This window comes from Cellulomonas hominis (assembly GCF_005239125.1).
GTDB lineage: Bacteria > Actinomycetota > Actinomycetes > Actinomycetales > Cellulomonadaceae > Cellulomonas > Cellulomonas hominis_A.
Genome location: NZ_SZYE01000063.1, coordinates 1 through 18,661 on the forward strand (window position 1 = coordinate 1; position 18,661 = coordinate 18,661).

Sequence of the window (18,661 nt, forward strand, 5' to 3'; positions counted from 1 at the left end):
CCGGCGACCTCGCTGGTCCCCTGCGCGATCGACGTCAGCGACGGCACGGCGTACCGCGCGTCCTCGGTGTCCCCGGACCCGACGACGGCCAGGTCCTCGGGCACCCGCAGCCCCCGGTCCGCGCTGGGGGCGGCAGGCGGGCGCCGACGCCGCGGCCCGGCTGCTCGACTCCGGCCTGCCGGTCGACGCGCTGGTGGCGCACACCGACGCGCTGGCGCTGGGCGCCCTGCGCGCCGCGCTGGACCGGGGGCTGCGGGTGCCCGAGGACCTGGCCGTCGTCGGGTCCGGGGACACCGAGGACGCGCGGTACGCCGTGCCGTCGCTGACGTCGATCGCGCAGGGGACCAGCGAGGTCGCCGGCACCGCCGTCGCTCTGCTCGAGGACCGGATCGAGGGCCGCCCGCCGCGGGACGACGGGGCGCGCGCGGCGGCCGCGGTCGAGCTGCGCCTGCGCGAGTCGACGCTCGGGGTGGGGGTCGCGTGATCGCCGACGCCCCGCCGGCCCGCGCCGCCGCGGACCCCGCCCGGCCCGTCACGATGGCGGACGTCGCCGCGGCGGCCGGGGTCTCGGTCAAGACCGTGTCGAACGTCCTCGCGGGGCACGCGCACGTCCGCCCCGGCACGCGCGACCGGGTGCTGGCCGCGGTAGACGCGCTCGGCTACCGGGTCAACCCGTTCGCCAGCCGGCTGCGGTCGGGCCGCACGGGCGTGATCGCGTTCGCGCTGCCGCACCTGTACCAGCCGTACTTCGGCGACCTGGCGGAGCGGGTGATCGCCGAGGGGGAGCGCCGCGGGCTGGCCGTGGTCATCGAGCCGACCGACGCGGTCGCGGCCGTCGAGCGCGCGGTGCTCACCGGCGGGCGGCGGCAGCAGGTCGACGGCGCCATCGTGTCGCCGGCGGCGCTGGGCCCCGCCGAGGTGGAGCGGCTGCGCGTCGAGGGCCCGGTCGTCCTGCTCGGGCCGCGGCTCGGCGCGCCGCCCGCGGACCAGGCGGTGATGGACGACCGCGGGGCGGCGCGGACCGCGGTCGCGCACCTGCTGGCCACGGGCCGGCGGCGGATCGCGGCGATCGGCGCGACGCCGCGGGGCGGCTCCGCGGGGCTGCGCGAGGCGGGCTACCGCGACGCCCTCGCGGCGGCGGGCGTCCCCGTCGACGAGGCCCTGGTGCTCGACGCGCCCGACTGGGACCGGCGGTCGTCCGGCGCGGCCGCGACGGTGCGGCTCCTCGGGTCCGGGGCGCCGTTCGACGCCGTGTTCTGCTTCAACGACGCCATGGCGTTCGGCGCGCTGCGGGTGCTGGCCAGCCGCGGGTTGCGCGTGCCGGACGACGTCGCGGTGGTCGGGTTCGACGACACCGAGCAGGCCCGGTTCTCGACGCCGCCGCTGACCTCCGTCGACCCCGGGCAGGAGCAGATCGCGCGGACGGCGGTCGAGCTGCTGGTCGAGCGGATCGGCGGGTACGCGGGGGAGCCCCGCGTCGTGGTGGCGGAGCACCGCCTGGCGGTGCGGGAGTCGACCGGCGGCCCGCGCACACCCGTCGCCTGATCCCCACCCGATCGTCCCGCCACCACCCGACCGATCGGGGTGCGTCGCGACATCCGGGCGGAGTTCGGGGCGCGGGCTCGGCCGCCGTGCCGGCGTGCATCGATGTCAGGTGCGCGGGGGTGGGTGGTGGCGGCGAGACGCCCCTGATGGCGCAGGATCGCGGGCGTGGTGGCGGCGGGGGTCAGGCTGGACCGGTTGACATCGATGTAACCGGACAGCAGAGTGGCTCCCGCACCGTTGCACCGCTCACGGCGAGGAAGCCCCATGACGCACGCGGCCACCACCGCACCCACCGCCCGCCCCGCGCAGCCGCTGCGTGCGCACGCCGGCCCCGTCGCGCCGCGCGCCACCGAGCGCCTGGTCCAGCGCCCGCTGCCGGCCTCCGCGGTCCGGCTGGACCCGGCCGGCCACCTCGGCCGCTGGCAGCGGCTGAACGCCGACGCCACGCTGCCGCACAGCATCGGGATGCTGGAGGACAGCGGCGCGCTGCCGAACCTCCGCCGGGTCACCGGGGAGCACGGCGGCCCGTTCGTCGGCTACCAGTTCGCCGACTCGGACGTCTACAAGGTGCTGGAGGCGATCGGCTGGGAGATCGGGCGCACCGGCACCGACGCGTTCGACGGCTTCCTCGACCGCACCCTCGACCTGCTGGAGCGAGCGCAGGACGCCGACGGCTACCTGAACTCGTTCGTGCAGGTCGACCGGCCCGCCGAGCGCTGGGCGGACCTGCGCTGGGCCCACGAGCTGTACTGCGCCGGGCACCTGATCCAGGCCGCGGTCGCCCTGCACCGCGGCGCCGGGCGGGCCGACTACCTCGCGCTCGGCCGCCGGTGCGCCGACCTGGTCGTCGCCACGTTCGGGCCGGGGGGCCGCGCCGGCTACTGCGGCCACCCGGAGGTCGAGACCGCGCTGGTCGAGCTGTACCGGGAGACGGGGCACGAGCCGTACCTGGCCACCGCCCGCCGGATGGTCGACGAGCGCGGCCAGGACCTGGCGCTGCTCGGCCCGGACCGGCTCGGCGCGCACTACTTCCAGGACCACGCCCCCGTCCGGGAGTCGCTCGAGGCGACCGGCCACGCCGTGCGGCAGCTCTACCTCGACGCCGGCGTCACCGACGTGTTCACCGAGCAGGGCGACGACGCGCTGCTGGCCGCGATGCGCGCGCAGTGGGACTCGGCCCACCACCAGAAGATGTACGTGACCGGCGCGATGGGATCGCGGCACTTCGACGAGTCGTTCGGCGACGCCTACGAGCTGCCGCCGGACCGCGCCTACGCCGAGACCTGCGCCGCCATCGCCGACGTGCAGTGGTCCTACCGGATGCTGCTGGCGGACGGCGGCTCCCGGTACGCCGACGCCATCGAGCGGGCGCTGCTGAACGCGGTCGCGGCGTCGGTGTCGGCGGACGGCCGGTCGTTCTTCTACTCCAACCCGCTGCACCTGCGCGAGGGGCACCGCGAGGAGGAGAACGCCCCGTCCCGGCGCACGCCCTGGTACTCCTGCGCGTGCTGCCCGCCGAACATCGCGCGACTGGTCGCGTCGCTGCACGCGTACCTGGCGACCGCGACCGACGACGCCCTCCGGGTGCACCTGTACGGCGCGGCGACCATCGCGGTCCCGGAGCACCTCGGGACCGGGACGGTCCGCGTCGACACCGCGTACCCCGCCGACGGCCGGGTCCTCCTCGAGGTCGACGGCGACCTCACCGGCTCGCTGGCGCTCCGCGTGCCCGGTTGGGCCGACCGGGTCCGGGTCGCGGTGGACGGCACCCCGCTCGCCGCGGCCACCCGGGCCGAGCTGCCGCTGGACGACGGCTACCTGGTGCTGCCCGCCGGCACCCGCCGGGTCGAGCTCGACCTGGACATGCCGGCCACCACCGTCGCGGCGCACCCCCGGGTGGACGCGGTGCGCGGCTCGGTGGCCCTGATGCGCGGCCCGGTCGTCTACTGCGTCGAGCAGGCCGACCACCCCGACGGCCCGTCGGTCGAGGACGTGCGGCTCCGCGCCGGCGGCGCGCTGACCGTGGTCCCGGGCGACGACCCGCTGCCGCGCATCACCGCGGAGGGCGTCGCCGCCGACGCCGCCGACGCCCCGCTGTACCGGACCGGCGCCGCCGTGCCCGCGGCGGGCGCACCGGTGCGGCTGACCGCGATCCCGTACGCGCAGTGGGGCAACCGCGCCCCCGGTGCCATGCGGGTCTGGCTCCCGCTCGCCTGACCGGCGCCCGGCGCCGCCGCCCCCGCGGCACGGCGCCGGGCGACCACCACGACGCACGACCCGGCCCCCGGGGGCCGGCACCCCACGACGAAGGGACGGCGCGACGATGCGCAGACGGGTCAGGAGGGCGGCCGCGCTGGCCGCCGCGGTGGTGCTCGGCGCGAGCGCGTGCGCGAGCGGGACGACCGGCGGTGACGACGACACCGTGACGCTCTGGGTCCGCGACTACCAGAAGGCGATCATGGGGACGCTCGCGGACGAGTTCAACGCGACCCACGACACCCAGGTCGAGGTCACGCTGGTCCCCGCGACGAGCTTCGTGCAGAAGCTCGGCACCGCGGTGGCGGCCTACCAGGGCCCGGACATCGCGTCGCTGGACCTGGTGTTCGCGCCCTACTTCGCCTCCGCGGGGGTGCTGGCCGACGTCACCGACCGGGTCGACGCGCTGCCGTACGCCGACGACCTCAGCCCGGCGCACCTGGACCAGGTCACCTACGAGGGCCGGACCTACGGGGTCCCGTTCACGGGCGACGTGTCGGTGATGTTCTACAACAAGACCCTGTTCGCCGAGGCGGGGCTCGACCCCGAGGCCCCGCCGGCCACCTGGGCCGAGATCCAGCAGGCCGCCGAGGCGGTGGCCGCGCTCGGCGACGGCACCAACGGCTTCGTGTTCTCCGGCGCGTGCGGCGGCTGCAACATCTTCTCGCTGACGCCGCTGGTGTGGGCGTCCGGCGGCGACGTGCTGAACGCCGACGGCACCGAGGCGCTGCTCGACTCGGACGAGGTCGGGGGCGCCCTCCAGCTGTACCGCGACCTGTACGACGCCGGCACCATGCCCGAGCTGGTCCGCACCGACGCCGGCCCCAACGCCGCGAGCGCGTTCCAGTCCGGCACGGTCGGCATGCGGTTCGACGGCACGGCGTTCATGTCGACGCTGGTGTCCGACGGGTCGGTCGACTTCGGCGTCGCCCCCATCCCCGGCGAGGACGGCGGCTCCGCCTCGTTCGCCGGCGGCGACGTGCTGTCCGTGATGACCGGCGCCGACAACCCGGACGGCGCCTGGGAGTTCCTGCAGTGGGCGACCGACCGCGACGCCCAGCAGGTGCTCGCGGACCACGCGATCCTGCCGGTCCGGATGGACCTCCTCGACGAGATCTACGTGCCGCAGGACCCCCGGTTCGCGGTGTTCGCGGACGCGCTGTCCGTCGGGCACGTGCCGTACTCGATCGTCGAGAACGAGCTGTTCAACGACAACAACGGCGTCTGGGCCGGGCTGGTCCAGGACGCCGTGTTCGGGCCCGGCGGCGTCGCCGACGCCCAGGCCGCGGCCCAGGAGGACGCCCAGGCGATCCTCGACAAGGCGAACGACTGACCTCATCCGCGGGGCCTCGTGCCCCCCTCGAACGACGGAGTTCCGAGCGATGACCGCACCCGTCATGGCCCCACCCGCACCCGGTGGCGTCGCGCTGCCCCGGCGCCGCCGCAGGCGCGCCACCCTCGCCCGCCGGCGCACCCGGCTCGGCGTGCTCATGGTCCTGCCCGCCGTCGTCATGCTCGGCCTGTTCTTCCTGTGGCCGCTGACGCAGACGGTCCGGATGTCGTTCTACGACTGGCCGATGCTCGGCGAGCACACGTGGGTCGGCCTGGAGAACTACGCCGACGCGCTGACCGACTCCGACTTCCTGGCGGCGGTCGGCTTCACGCTCCGGTACACGCTGATCGCCACGCCGCTGCTGTTCGCGGTGGCCCTCGTGCTCGCCCTGCTCGTCCGCGGGGGCACCCGCGCCGCGCGGGCGTTCCAGACGATCTGGTTCATCCCGGTGGTGATCGGCATGGCCGCCGCGTCCTACCTGTGGATGTACCTGTTCCAGCCCGACCTGGGCCCGGCGAGCGCGCTGGGGGAGCGCGCCGGGCTGCTGGACGCCTCGCAGAACTACTTCGCCACGTTCACGTCGGCGCTCGTGATCGTGCTGGCGATGGTCACCTGGAAGGTGGTCGGCCTGCAGATGCTGCTGCTGTCCTCCGGGCTGCAGTCCATCCCGGTCGAGGTGACCGAGGCCGCGCGGATCGACGGCGCGGGGCGGTGGCAGGCCTTCCGGCACATCACGCTCCCGCTGCTGCGCCCGACGCTCGCGCTGGTGCTGGTGTTCTCGGTCGCGGGGTCCCTGCTCGCGTTCGACCAGTTCTTCATCATGACCGCCGGCGGCCCGTCGAACTCGACGATCACGGCGGTGTTCCAGACCTACCGGACCTCCTTCATCCAGTTCGAGCTCGGCGCCGGTGCCGCGATGTCGGTGCTGCTCATGGTCGTCCTCGCGGCCGTGAGCGCCCTGCAGATGCTCCTGCTGAGGAACACGGACAACGCATGAGCACGCTGGTCGCCGCCGACGCCTCGGCCCTCGCCACCCCCGACCCGTCCCGGACCCCGGCGCGCCGCCGCCGCGGCCGGGTCCCGCGCACGATCGCCGAGGTCCGCGCGTCGATGCCCCGCCTCGCGTGGTGGGTCGTCTGCCTCTGCCTCGCGATCGTGTTCCTCTACCCGCTCTACGTGATGATCACGCAGAGCCTCAAGGCGCCCGCCGAGGCCGTCGCGGTGCCGCCGACGATGTTCCCGCACGACTGGTCCCTGGAGAACTACGCGGCGCTCGCGGACTCGTCGTCCGGGATCAGCCTGCTGCGCTCGCTCGGCAACTCGGTGCTGGTCTCGGTGTCGGTCACGCTGCTGACCACCGTCGTCGCCACGCTGGCCGGCTACGGGTTCGCCAAGCTGCCCTTCCGGGGCTCGGGGTTCATCTTCTTCCTGGCCCTGGTCGCGTTCATGGTGCCGTTCCAGGCGATCATCACGCCGCTGTTCCTGATCCTGCGGGACCTCGGCCTGCTCGGGTCGCTGCCCGGGCTGGTCCTGGTGATCGCCACGTTCAGCCTGCCGTTCGGGCTGTTCCTCATGCGGAACACGTTCGCGGCCCTGCCCGGCAGCCTGGAGGAGGCCGCGATGATCGACGGCTGCGGGACGCTCGGCGCGATGCGCCGGGTGCTGCTGCCCGTCGCGCTGCCGGGCGTGATCTCCACCGCGCTGCTCACCTTCTTCAGCGCGTGGAACGAGTTCTTCGCGACCCTGATCCTGCTGGTGGACCAGGACAGGTACACGCTGCCGGTCAGCCTGCAGATGCTGGCGTCCGGGCAGAACAACCAGCTGGACTGGGGCGTGATGCAGGCGGGGGTCACGGTGACCGTGGTCCCGTGCATCGTGATCTACCTGCTGCTGCAGAAGTACTACGTCAGCGGCCTGCTGTCGGGCGCCGTGAAGTAGCGGTCCGCGGCGCGCGGACCGGGCGCCGCGTCGCCGTCTGCCCGGTGTCCCAACCGGGCAGGCGGCGCCGCGCGCGCCCCCTCACCGGGCGTCGGATTCGGCTCCCTGGATCGCGGCCCTGCCGGCCTCGAGCCGCGCGACCGGAACCCGGAACGGGGAGCAGGACACGTAGTCCAGCCCGACCGCGTCGAAGAACCGGATCGACTCCGGGTCACCACCGTGCTCGCCGCACACGCCGACCGTGAGGTCCGGGCGGGTCGCCCGGCCCTCCTCCACGGCGATGCGGACGAGCCGACCGACGCCCTTCGTGTCGATGGTCTCGAACGGGGACACGGTGAGCACCCCGTTCGCGAGGTACTCCGGGAAGAACGCCCCCTCGACGTCGTCCCGCGAGAAGCCCCACGTCGTCTGCGTGAGGTCGTTGGTGCCGAACGAGAAGAACTGCGCGACCTCGGCGATGCGGTCGGCGGTGAGCGCCGCGCGCGGCAGCTCGATCATGACGCCGACGGGGAGGTCCAGCTCGACCCCGCGGGCGGCGCCGACCTCGGCCATGATCCGCAGCGCCTCGTCGCGCACCAGGTGCAGCTCCATCACGGAGCCGACCAGCGGCACCATGATCTCCGCGTGCGGGGTGCCGCCGGCCTCGATCCGGTCGGCCGCGGCCTCGCAGACCGCCCGGATCTGCAGGGCGAACAGCCCCGGCACCACCAGGCCCAGCCGGACGCCGCGCAGCCCGAGCATCGGGTTGGCCTCGTGCATCCGGCGGACCGCCGCGAGCAGCCGGGTGTCGTGCTCGTCCTCCTCGCCGCGCTCCCGCGCGAGCGCCACCTTCACGGCCAGGTCGGTGAGGTCGGGCAGGAACTCGTGCAGCGGCGGGTCGATGAGCCGGATCGTGGTCGGCAGGCCGTCCATCTCGGTGAGCAGCGTCCCGAAGTCCTCGCGCTGCAGCGGCAGCAGGGCGTCGAGCGCCGCCTGCCGCTCGGCGTCGTCGCCGGCGAGCACGACCCGCTCGACCAGCACCCGCCGCTCGCCGAGGAACATGTGCTCGGTCCGGCACAGCCCGATGCCCTCGGCGCCGAGGGCGCGGGCGCGCCGGGCGTCCTCGGCGGTGTCCGCGTTGGCGTGCACCCGCAGCCGCCGCGTGTCGTCGGCGTGGGTGAGGACGCGGTGCACGGACCGGACGAGCTCGGCCGTCTCCTCGTCCTCGCCGGCCTGCGCCAGCGCCGCGTCGAGGCCCTCGCCCAGGTAGGTGCTGACCGGCGACGGGACGACCGGCACCGCGCCGAGGTAGACCTCGCCGGTGGAGCCGTCGATCGCGACGACGTCCCCCTCGACGACCTCGTACCCGGCCACCTTCATGGACCGGGCCGCGGGGTCGATGTCGAGCGCGTCGGCCCCGACCACGCAGGTCAGCCCCATGCCGCGCGCCACGACCGCCGCGTGCGAGGTCTTGCCGCCGCGGGCGGTGAGCACGCCGACGGCGGCGATCATGCCGCCGAGGTCGTCCGGGTTGGTCTCGCGGCGGATCAGCACCACGTCCTCGCCCGCGGCGGCGCGCGCCTCGGCCGCCGCGGAGTCGAACACCGCGTGGCCCACGGCGGCGCCGGGCGAGGCGGCCATGCCGGTGGTGAGCAGGGTGCGCTCGGCGCGGGCGTCGAACCGGGGGAACATCAGCTGCGACAGCTGCGCGCCGCTGACCCGGGCCAGCGCCTCGTCCATCGTGATGAGGTGCTCGTCGACGAGCTGGGTGGCGATCCGGAACGCGGCCGGCGCGGTGCGCTTGCCCACCCGGGTCTGCAGCATCCAGAGCTTGCCGCGCTCGACGGTGAACTCGACGTCGCACAGGTCGCGGTAGTGCGTCTCGAGCCGGCGCATGGCCTGGCGGAGCTCCCCGTACGCCTGCGGGGACACCTGCTCCATCTCGGCCAGGCTCAGCGTGTTCCGGATGCCGGCCACGACGTCCTCGCCCTGCGCGTTCGCCAGGTAGTCCCCGTAGTCGCCGGAGTGGCCGGTGGCCGGGTCGCGGGTGAACGCCACGCCGGTGCCGGAGGTCGGCCCGAGGTTGCCGAACACCATGCTCACCACGTTGACGGCGGTGCCGAGGTCGTCCGGGATGCGCTCGCGGCGCCGGTACAGCCGGGCGCGGTCGGTGTTCCAGGACCGCAGCACGGCGACGATCGCGAGGTCGAGCTGCTCGCGCGGGTGCTGCGGGAACTCGCGCCCCGACTCGGAGCGGACGATCTCCTTGTACGCCTCGACGAGCTGGCGCAGGTCCGCCGCGTCGAGCTCGACGTCCTGATCGACGCCCTTGGCCGCCTTCGCCTTGTCGAGCGTGTCGGCGAACAGGTCCCCGTCGATGTCGAGCACGGTCCTGCCGAACATCTGGATCAGCCGCCGGTAGGAGTCCCACGCGAACCGCTCGTCCTGGGCGAGCTCGGCGAGCCCGACGACGGACGCGTCGTTGAGCCCGACGTTGAGCACCGTCTCCATCATCCCGGGCATGGAGAACTTGGCGCCGGAGCGCACGGACACGAGCAGCGGCTCGTGGAAGTCGCCGAGCCCGCGGCCCAGCGCGTCCTCGAGCCGGCGCAGCGCCATCGTGACCTGCACGCGGAGCTCGGGCGGCAGGTGCCCGGTGCGCATGTAGGCGCGGCAGGCGTCGGTGGTGATGGTGAAGCCGGGCGGCACCGGCAGGCCGAGGCGCGTCATCTCGGCGAGGTTCGCGCCCTTGCCGCCGAGCAGGTCCTTCTGGTCCTTGCCACCCTCGGAGAAGTCCTGGACGTAGCTGACCACGTGCACCTCCGGGTCCGACCGCGAGCGCGTCGTTGCACCCGCTCTCCCTACTGTGCTCCCCGCGGTCGCGGTCCGGTAGGGCCATCGGCCCCTGGCGGAGCGGCACCCCGCCCAGGAGAATCCGGGGGCGGTCCGGCGGTGGGGGTCGGTAGGATGGGGGGACCAGCACCTCCTCGCGGAACGGAGCGCACGGCGCACGCCGAGCACATGGCCGAGACCACACCCGATCGCCCACGGCGATCGCTCCCCGGCGCAGCCCGGGTCGAGCACCGGATCACGATCCCGTCGAGCGTGTCCATGGTCGAGCTCCTGGGGATGGACGACCAGGTCCTGCGCGCCGTGGAGAACGGCTTCCGCACCGTCGACGTGCACGTGCGGGGCAACGAGATCACCCTGGCCGGCCCCGCCGGGGACGTCGCCCTCGTGGCGCGCCTCGTCGACGAGCTGGTCGAGACCGCCGTCGCCGGCACGCCCCTGACCCCGGACGTGGTCACGCGCTCCGTCGCGATGCTCACGGCCGGCACCGCCACGCGCCCGGCCGACGTGCTGACGTTCAACATCCTGTCCAGCCGCGGCCGCACCATCCGGGCCAAGACGGCGGGCCAGAAGGAGTACGTCGACGCGATCGACCGGAACACGATCACGTTCGGCATCGGGCCCGCCGGCACCGGCAAGACCTACCTCGCGATGGCCAAGGCCGTGCAGGCGCTGCAGGCCCGCCAGGTGAACCGGATCGTGCTCACCCGCCCGGCGGTCGAGGCGGGGGAGCGGCTCGGGTTCCTGCCCGGCTCGCTGAGCGACAAGATCGACCCCTACCTGCGCCCGCTGTACGACGCGCTGCACGACATGGTCGACCCCGAGTCGATCCCGCGGCTGATGGAGGCGGGCACGATCGAGGTCGCGCCGCTCGCCTACATGCGCGGCCGCACGCTCAACGACTCCTTCATCATCCTCGACGAGGCGCAGAACACCTCCGCCGAGCAGATGAAGATGTTCCTCACCCGCCTGGGCTTCGGCTCCAAGGTGGTCGTGACCGGCGACGTCACCCAGGTCGACCTGCCGTCCGGCACGACCTCCGGCCTGCGGGTGGTCGAGTCGATCCTCGACGACGTGGACGACGTCGCGTTCTGCCGGATGTCCTCCTCCGACGTCGTCCGCCACCGCCTGGTCAGCGACATCATCGACGCCTACGCACGCTGGGACAGCACCAAGAGATGAGCATCGAGGTCAACAACGAGTCCGGCCACGAGGTCGACGAGGCGGAGTTCGCCGCGCTCGCCCGCTTCGTCCTGGACCAGATGCACGTGCACCCGCAGACCGACCTGTCGATCCTGTTCGTCGACACCGAGGTCATGACGGACCTGCACGTGAAGTGGATGGACGAGCCGGGCCCGACGGACGTGCTGTCGTTCCCGATGGACGAGCTGCGCCCCGGCCGCGCGGACGAGCCGACGCCCGCGGGGCTGCTCGGCGACGTCGTGCTGTGCCCCGAGGTCGCGGTCGAGCAGGCGCGCACCGCCGGCCACTCGACCGTCGAGGAGCTGCTGCTGCTCACCACGCACGGGATCCTGCACCTGCTGGGCTACGACCACGCGGAGCCGGAGGAGGAGAAGGAGATGTTCGGCCTGCAGCGCCAGCTGCTGCTGACCTTCCTCGCCGGCCGATGATCAGCGGCGTCCCGTTCGGGCTGCTCGCCACCCTGACGGTCCTGGCGGTGCTGGTCGCCGCGGTGCTGTCCGCGGGCGAGGCGGCGGTGCTCCGGCTGTCCCGCGGCGTCGTCGCCGACCTGCTCGCCTCCCGGCACCCCGCCGCCGAGCGGGTGCGCCGCCTGACCGAGGACCGGGCCGCCGTCGCCGGGTCCGCGGGGGTCGTCCGGCTGCTCTGCGAGATGGTCGCGGCCGTGTGCCTCACGCTCGCGATCGCCGCCTCGTCGCTGCCCTGGGCGGCCGAGCTGGTGGTCGCGGTGCTCGCCTGCGCGTTCCTCACCGTCGTGCTGGCCCGGCTCAGCCCGCGGTCGCTCGGCCACCGGTACCCGCGCCAGGTGCTCACCGCCACGTCCCGGCTGCTGCTCGCCGTGCGCTCGGTCGCCGGCCCGCTGATCCGGGTCGCCCCGGCCGCGGGCACCGACCTGGACGAGGACGAGCTGCGGGAGATGGTCGAGCGCGTGGGCGAGTCGCCGGCGATCGACCTGGACGAGCGCGCGATGGTGCGCTCGGTGCTCGGGCTCGGCGACACCCTGACCCGCGAGGTGATGGTGCCGCGCACCGACATGGTCACCACGCACGAGGCCACGCCGCTGCGCAAGGTGCTGTCGCTGCTGCTGCGCTCGGGCTACTCCCGGGTCCCGGTCGTCGGCGAGGGCGTGGACGACCTGCGCGGCGTGCTCTACCTCAAGGACCTGGTGCGCCGGATGCAGGACGACCCGGAGGGCGCGGAGGCGCCGGCCGGCTCGCTGGTGCGGCCCGCGGTGTTCGTCCCCGAGTCCAAGCCGGTCGACGAGCTGCTGCGCGAGCTGCAGGCCGGGGCCAGCCACATCGCGATGGTCGTCGACGAGTACGGCGGCATCGCCGGCCTGGTGACCATCGAGGACGCCCTGGAGGAGATCGTCGGCGAGCTGACCGACGAGCACGACCCGCACGCACCGCAGGTCGAGGACCTGGGCGGCGGGACGTTCCTGGTGCCGGCGCGGCTCGCCAAGGACGAGCTGGGCGAGCTGTTCGGGCTCGACGTCGACGACGACGACGTGGACACCGCCGGCGGCCTGCTGGCCAAGGCGCTCGGCAAGGTGCCGATCCCGGGCTCGGTGGGCGAGATCCACGGCCTGCGCCTCGTCGCGCAGGGCACGGAGGGCCGGCGCAAGCGGGTCGCTCGGGTGCTGGTGTCCCGCGCCCCCGAGCCCGACGACGACGAGCAGCCCGGCGAGCCCCGCGAGAGCGCCGACCGCCCGGCCGCCCCCATCCCCGAACCGACGGACCACTGACATGACGGAGACCCCCGTGCCCCACCGTTCCGGCTTCGCCTGCCTCGTCGGCCGGCCCAACGCCGGCAAGTCGACCCTGACCAACGCGCTGGTCGGCCAGAAGGTCGCGATCACCTCCGGGCGGCCGCAGACCACCCGGCACACGATCCGCGGCATCGTGCACCGCCCCGACGCCCAGCTCGTCCTGGTGGACACCCCCGGGCTGCACCGTCCGCGGACGCTGCTCGGCGAGCGGCTGAACGACCTGGTCCGCGACACGCTGACCGAGGTCGACGTCGTGGGGTTCTGCCTGCCGTCGGACCAGAAGGTCGGCCCGGGCGACCGGTACATCGCCGAGCAGCTCGCGCAGCTCGGCCGCCGCACGCCGGTGGTCGCGATCGCGACCAAGGCGGACCTGGTCGGCAAGCAGCGGCTCGCGGAGCACCTGCTCGCCGTGTCCGAGCTCGGCGACTGGGCCGACATCGTGCCGGTGTCCGCGGAGTCCGGCTACCAGGTCGACGTCGTCGAGCAGGTGCTCGTCGGGCACCTGCCGGAGGGCCCCGCGCTCTACCCGGAGGGCGAGCTGACCGACGAGCCGGAGGCCGTGATGGTCGCCGAGCTGGTCCGCGAGGCCGCCCTCGAGGGCGTGCGCGACGAGCTGCCGCACTCGCTGGCGGTCGTCGTCGACGAGATCGTCCCCCGGGAGACCGGCAAGGACGAGGCGCCGATGCTCGACGTCCGGGTCCAGCTGTTCGTCGAGCGCGACAGCCAGAAGGCCATCGTGATCGGACGGGGCGGCTCCCGGCTCCGCGAGGTCGGCACGCGGGCGCGCCGCGGGATCGAGGCGCTGCTGGGCTCGCGGGTGTACCTCGACCTGCACGTCAAGGTCGCCAAGGACTGGCAGCGCGACCCGAAGCAGCTCGGGCGGCTGGGCTTCTGAGCGCCGCGACCGCCCAGCGCGACCAGGAGGTCCCCCCGGGGGAGCACCGTGGTGGGGATAATCGCGACGTGCGCTACCGGACCGCTGCGGGGACCGTCGTGGGCGCGGTGGTGCTCGCCGTGCTCGGCGCGCTCATGGGCCCGCAGTGGGCGCCGGTCCCGCTCACCGACCCCCTGACGGTCCAGGCGTCGGCCACCGCGATCACCGGGGCGCCGGCGCTCGGCACCTACCCCGTGCGGTCCTCGGTGGTGACCGTCGCGCTCGACGGGGCGGACGTCGAGGCCCGGCTGCTGATGCCGGTCGGCGTCGAGGGCGACGTCCCCGGCGTCGTGTTCGTGCACGGCGCCGGCACCGGGCGGTACGAGGACGCGTTCGTCGACCAGGCCCGTGCGCTCGCGGAGGCGGGCGTCGCGACGCTGGTGCCGAACAAGCGGCTCGACACCTACACGCTGCGGCACCGCGACTACGTGGCGATGGCCGACGACTACCTGCGCTCGTTCGACCTGCTCCGCGGCCTGCCCGGCGTCGACCCGGGGCGCGTCGGCGTCTACGCGGAGAGCGAGGGCGCGTGGATCTCGCCGGTCATGGCCGCCGACCAGCCGGACATCGCGTTCGTGGTGCTCACGTCCGCGCCGGTGGTGCCGCCGCGGCAGCAGGCCGCGTTCGCCGTCGACTCCTACCTGCGGAACACGGGCGTCCCGCAGCAGGTCTTCCGCGCCATCCCGCGGGCGGTCGGCATGTCGCTGCCCGGCGGCGGGCTGGACTACGCCGACTTCGACGTCGCGCCGTTCCAGCGCCGGATGACCCAGCCGGTGCTCGTCGTCTACGGCACCGCCGACGCGTCCATGCCGGTGGTGCAGGGCGCCGAGCAGATCATCCGCGACCTGGCGATCGCCGGGAACACCGACTACACCGTGCGGTACTACCGGGGTGCCGACCACGGCATCCGGGTGGACGAGGTGGTCGCGCCGTCGTTCCTGCACGACCTGCCCGGCTGGGTGCTGGGGCTGCCGGACACGGCGGCCGCGGCGCCGCGGATCGCGGGCCAGCAGCCGGAGCAGCTGTACTGGGCCGGCCCCGTGCCCCAGCCCCGGTGGCTCGGCGACGGCGACGTGCTGCTCTTCCTGGTCGCGGGCGCGGTGGGGGTGCTCGTGCTGCTGCCGGCCGGCCGGCTCGCGGTGGTCGGGGTCCGCCGGGTGCGCGGGCGCGAGCCCGGTCCGGGACGGGACCGCGCGCTCACCCGGCGGCTGGCGCTGCTCTCGGCGGCCTCGGTCGCCACGGTCGTCGTCCTCGTCTGGTACCTCGTGGCCGTGGCGCGGCTCGCGGTCGGCTACGAGCGCAACGGCTGGGTCGTGCAGGGCGGCTGGCTCGGCGTGCGCGTCCTCGGGCTGGTCGCGGTGTACGCCGCGGCGGCGGTCGTGGTGCGGCTGCGCCGGCTGCGGCGGGCCGGGCAGCCCATGGCGCACGGCGTGCTCGGGCACGCAGTGCTGTGGGGCACGTGCGCCGCCAGCGCCGCCCTGCTGGTGGTCCTGGCGTACTGGGGCGTGTACCAGCTCGGCATCTGACGGTGGGGACGATGCGGTGGGTGGCGCCGCGACCAGGCACCATGGTGCCTGCCAGGGCGACGAGGGGAGAGCACGGGTGCGCACGACGTGGGGTTCGGCGACCGACCGCGGGCGGGTGCGCGCGCTCAACGAGGACGCGCTGCTCGCGCACCCGCCGGTGTTCCTGGTCGCGGACGGCATGGGCGGGCACGAGGCGGGCGACGTCGCCAGCCGGCTCGCGGTCGAGGAGTTCGGCGCGCTCGCCGGGCGGTCCGCGGTCGACCCGTCCGACCTGCACGCCTGCTTCCGCAGCGCGGCCCGCCGGATCCGGGGGGCGTTCGAGCGGCGCGAGGGCGGCACGACCGTCGCGGGCGTGGCGCTCGGCGAGCACGACGGCGCCCCGCACTGGCTGGTGTTCAACGTGGGCGACTCGCGGGTCTACCGGTGGGCGGACGGCGAGCTCGCGCAGCTGACCGTCGACCACTCGGTGGTGCAGGAGCTGGTCGACTCGGGCGCGCTCAGCCGGGACGCGGCCGAGCAGCACCCGGAGCGGCACGTGCTGACCCGGGCGCTCGGCACCGGGGCGGACCCGGAGCCCGACTACTGGATGCTGCCCGCGCGCCCCGGCGACCGCCTGCTCGTGTGCTCCGACGGCGTGACCGGGGAGCTCGCGCCCGCCGACCTGGCCGACGCGCTGGACCGGGTCCCCGCGGCCGCCGCGGCCGCAGCGGAGCTCGTCCGCCGCGCCGTCGAGGCGGGCGGCCGGGACAACGCCACGGCGGTCGTGGTGGACGCCCTGGCCGACGAGCCGGACGGGACGGATTCACCCGGATGGCTCGCGTTCGGGACCGGTCCTGCCGATAGGACATGGGACGAGACGGTCGACGGGGCCACCATCCCGCGACCGCGAAGCCACCAGGAGGACCGTCGGTGATCGTGCCCGAGTACACCCCCGGCGAGTGGTACGCCGTCGTCGCCGGAGGCGTCGTGCTGCTGCTCGCCCCGTCGACCCCGCCCGAGGTCGTCCGCGACGTCTGGGCCACCGCGCCCGAGCGCGGCGGCGGCCTGGGTGCGCAGCTCGACGCCCTCGTCCGCCACGGGATCGGCGGGCTGCACCCGTTCGCGGCGGTCGACCTGGCCGGCGGCCGGGTGCACACCGCGCTGCGCGGCGACGTCGAGGTCGAGGTCGTCCGCGGCACCCGCGCCGAGGTGCTGTCCGCGCCCGAGGTCGTGTCCTGGTCCGAGCGCTCGGTCGGCTCCGCCGAGGAGGTCACCGTCCGGGTGTCCGGGGCCGGCCGCGGCCCCGCCCTGCCCATCGTCAGCGGCGTGGTGCGCGCGTCCCGCGTCCGGGTGCGGCTGACCGGCGCCGAGCCGGCGCGCGAGGCCGACGCGGCGCCGTCCGAGCCCGTGGTGCTGCCCGCTGCGCCGACGCCGGTGGCCCTGGCACCCGCGCGCGAGGCGGCGGCCCCGGCCGCGCCCGCCGAGGTCGCGCCGGAGCCGGCCCGGTCCGACGTCACGGCGTCCGCGGACCAGCCGTCGGGGACCGAGGTCGTCGAGGGCGCTCCGGTCGCCGGCGAGGTCGTGGCGGGCGAGCTCGTCGAGGCCGAGGTGGTCGAGGACGCGCCGGAGGTGGCCGCGCCGGTCGAGGACGTCCCCGCCGAGGACAGCCCCGCCGAGGACGTCCCCGCCGAGGACGTCCCCGAGGTGCGGGAGCAGGACGCCGCACCGGCCCCCGTGGCCCCCGCGCCGGCCCCCGTCGCCCCCGCGCCGGTACCTGCCGCCCCGGCGGGCGCGCGCCCGCCGGTGATCCCGGCCCCCGCGCAGCCCTACGCCCCGCCGCAGGCCCCCGCGCCGGTGCTGCCCGGCCCGGCGTCCGCCGACGACCACGACGGCCTGACCATCCTGAGCGGCGAGCTCGCCTCGATCCGGCAGCACCTGCCGTCCTGGGCCGTGTCCCAGACCGGCGACTGGCCGTCCGGCGGGGTCGTGCCCACCCCGACCCCCGCGCCGGGGGTGTCCGGCGCGCTCCCGGTGACGGCCGCCGCGACCGCCCCGGCGCCGCGCCTGGCGCTGTCGACCGGTGCCCTCGTCCCCGTGGACGGGGTCGTGCTGATCGGCCGCGCGCCGCAGGCCGACCGCGCCCCGGACGGCACCGAGGCGCGCCTCGTCACCGTGCCGAGCCCCGAGCAGGACATCTCCCGCACCCACGCCGAGGTCCGCCTCGAGGCCGGTCGCGTGCTGGTCACCGACCTGTACTCCACCAACGGCATCACCGTCGCGTCCGGCGCCCTGCCGCCGCGGCGCGTCACCGCGGGCGAGCCCGTCGCCGTCGGGGAGGGGGACGTCGTCGACCTGGGCGACGGCGTGACGTTCACCGTGGAGCCGGGTGCGTGAACCGTCGTCGTGAGGCCTCGCAGCCGCCGCACCTGCCCGGCTACGCGGTGCAGCGGCTGCTGGGCTCGGGGGGCTCTGCCGACGTCTTCCTGTACGAGCAGGACCTGCCGCGGCGCCCGGTCGCGGTCAAGGTGCTGCTCGGCAGCGTGGACGCCGACGTGCGCGAGGCGTTCGAGCGCGAGGCGGACCTGACCGCCCGGCTCTCGCACCACCCGTCGATCGTGACGGTCCACCAGGCGGGCGTGGCCCGGGACGGGCGGCCGTACCTCGTGATGGAGTACTGCGCGCGGCCGGGCCTGGGCCAGCGGTACCGGTCGGAGCGGTTCGAGGTCGCCGAGGTGCTGGAGCTCGGCGTCCGGCTGGCCTCGGCGGTCGAGACGGCGCACCGCGCCGGCATCCTGCACCGGGACATCAAGCCCGGGAACGTGCTGACCAACGACTTCGGCCGCCCGGTGCTCACCGACTTCGGCATCGCGTCCACCGTGGACGCGGGCGGACCCGCCGTGGGCATGTCGATCCCGTGGGCGGCGCCCGAGCTGCTGGCGGCGGAGCCGCACGGCGACGCGCGCTCCGACGTCTACTCCCTCGCCGCGACGCTGTTCTCGGCGCTCGCGGGCCGGTCGCCGTTCGAGCGCCCCGGGGGCGGCAACGAGGCGGCCGACCTGGTGGGCCGCATCGAGCGCGGCGCCCCCGTGCCGTTCGTCCGCGACGACGTCCCGGACCGGCTGCGCACCGTGCTGGCCCGCGCGATGGCGCGGGAGCCGCAGCAGCGGCACGCCCGTGCGCTGGACCTGGCGCAGGACCTGCGGGCGGTGCAGGCCGACCTCGGGCTGCCGGTCACGGCGCTGGACGTCGACGAGCACGCCGGGCCGGCGGGCGCGGCCACCACGTCCGCCGCCGCCCCGGCCGACGCCACCCGCGTGCGGCCGGTCGTCGAGGTCGCGCCGCACGGCGCGCCG

At 75.2% G+C, this 18,661-nt stretch carries 16 protein-coding genes; 14 read left to right on the forward strand and 2 right to left on the reverse strand.

The window, feature by feature from the left end:
- On the reverse strand, positions 1 to 110 hold a 110-nt coding region (locus FA014_RS20945; protein WP_195969230.1), incomplete at its 3' end, for a substrate-binding domain-containing protein.
- A 50-nt stretch (positions 111 to 160) separates the two neighbouring features.
- Between FA014_RS20945 and FA014_RS19970 the strand changes: the two genes are divergently transcribed.
- The 6 genes from FA014_RS19970 to FA014_RS09620 all read left to right on the forward strand — a co-directional run bounded on the left by FA014_RS19970 (position 161) and on the right by FA014_RS09620 (position 7,072).
- A complete protein-coding gene (locus FA014_RS19970) occupies positions 161 to 484 on the forward strand; it encodes a substrate-binding domain-containing protein (RefSeq protein ID WP_419178387.1) in 324 nt (107 codons plus the stop codon).
- A complete protein-coding gene (locus FA014_RS09600) occupies positions 481 to 1,545 on the forward strand; it encodes a LacI family DNA-binding transcriptional regulator (protein ID WP_230323011.1) in 1,065 nt (354 codons plus the stop codon). The genes FA014_RS19970 and FA014_RS09600 overlap by 4 nt, the downstream gene beginning before the upstream one ends.
- Positions 1,546 to 1,809: 264 nt before the next feature.
- Positions 1,810 to 3,762, forward strand: coding sequence for a glycoside hydrolase family 127 protein (locus tag FA014_RS09605; protein ID WP_154729465.1), 1,953 nt, complete (start codon positions 1,810 to 1,812; stop codon positions 3,760 to 3,762).
- Between the two features lie 106 nt (positions 3,763 to 3,868).
- The gene (locus tag FA014_RS09610) at positions 3,869 to 5,134 is read left to right on the forward strand and encodes an ABC transporter substrate-binding protein (protein ID WP_154729466.1); all 1,266 of its coding nucleotides are present in this window, start codon (positions 3,869 to 3,871) and stop codon (positions 5,132 to 5,134) included.
- A 49-nt stretch (positions 5,135 to 5,183) separates the two neighbouring features.
- Positions 5,184 to 6,131, forward strand: a complete 948-nt coding sequence (locus FA014_RS09615) for a carbohydrate ABC transporter permease (protein ID WP_230323012.1) — start codon at positions 5,184 to 5,186, stop codon at positions 6,129 to 6,131.
- On the forward strand, positions 6,128 to 7,072 hold the full coding sequence (locus FA014_RS09620; protein WP_230323013.1) for a carbohydrate ABC transporter permease: 945 nt from the start codon (positions 6,128 to 6,130) through the stop codon (positions 7,070 to 7,072). Before FA014_RS09615 ends, FA014_RS09620 begins: the two co-directional genes overlap by 4 nt.
- An 81-nt stretch (positions 7,073 to 7,153) precedes the next feature.
- Here the strand turns inward: FA014_RS09620 and ppdK are convergent, their stop codons facing one another.
- Positions 7,154 to 9,865, reverse strand: a complete 2,712-nt coding sequence (gene ppdK, locus FA014_RS09625) for a pyruvate, phosphate dikinase (RefSeq protein ID WP_154729467.1) — start codon at positions 9,863 to 9,865, stop codon at positions 7,154 to 7,156.
- A 207-nt stretch (positions 9,866 to 10,072) separates the two neighbouring features.
- Here ppdK and FA014_RS09630 point away from each other — a divergent pair, with 207 nt between their 5' ends.
- The 8 genes from FA014_RS09630 to FA014_RS09665 all read left to right on the forward strand — a co-directional run.
- Positions 10,073 to 11,083 carry a PhoH family protein gene (locus FA014_RS09630; RefSeq protein WP_230323014.1) on the forward strand — a complete coding sequence of 337 codons (1,011 nt, stop codon included), beginning with the start codon at positions 10,073 to 10,075 and terminating at the stop codon, positions 11,081 to 11,083.
- Positions 11,080 to 11,532 (forward strand): rRNA maturation RNase YbeY, encoded by a 453-nt coding sequence (gene ybeY, locus FA014_RS09635; RefSeq protein WP_154729469.1) that lies wholly within the window; start codon positions 11,080 to 11,082, stop codon positions 11,530 to 11,532. Before FA014_RS09630 ends, ybeY begins: the two co-directional genes overlap by 4 nt.
- Positions 11,529 to 12,845 carry a hemolysin family protein gene (locus FA014_RS09640; protein ID WP_230323015.1) on the forward strand — a complete coding sequence of 439 codons (1,317 nt, stop codon included), beginning with the start codon at positions 11,529 to 11,531 and terminating at the stop codon, positions 12,843 to 12,845. The genes ybeY and FA014_RS09640 overlap by 4 nt, the downstream gene beginning before the upstream one ends.
- Position 12,846: 1 nt before the next feature.
- Positions 12,847 to 13,764, forward strand: coding sequence for a GTPase Era (gene era / locus FA014_RS09645; protein WP_154729470.1), 918 nt, complete (start codon positions 12,847 to 12,849; stop codon positions 13,762 to 13,764).
- A gap of 68 nt (positions 13,765 to 13,832) precedes the next feature.
- Entirely contained in the window at positions 13,833 to 15,329 is a 1,497-nt protein-coding gene (locus FA014_RS09650; RefSeq protein WP_328288190.1) for an alpha/beta hydrolase family protein, read from the forward strand.
- A 76-nt stretch (positions 15,330 to 15,405) separates the two neighbouring features.
- Positions 15,406 to 16,242, forward strand: a complete 837-nt coding sequence (locus FA014_RS09655; protein WP_154729471.1) for a PP2C family protein-serine/threonine phosphatase — start codon at positions 15,406 to 15,408, stop codon at positions 16,240 to 16,242.
- On the forward strand, positions 16,239 to 17,702 hold the full coding sequence (locus FA014_RS09660; RefSeq protein WP_154729472.1) for an FHA domain-containing protein: 1,464 nt from the start codon (positions 16,239 to 16,241) through the stop codon (positions 17,700 to 17,702). Before FA014_RS09655 ends, FA014_RS09660 begins: the two co-directional genes overlap by 4 nt.
- Positions 17,699 to 18,661, forward strand: a 963-nt coding sequence (locus FA014_RS09665; protein ID WP_154729473.1) for a serine/threonine-protein kinase, incomplete at its 3' end; no start/stop codon positions are given. The genes FA014_RS09660 and FA014_RS09665, both read left to right, overlap by 4 nt.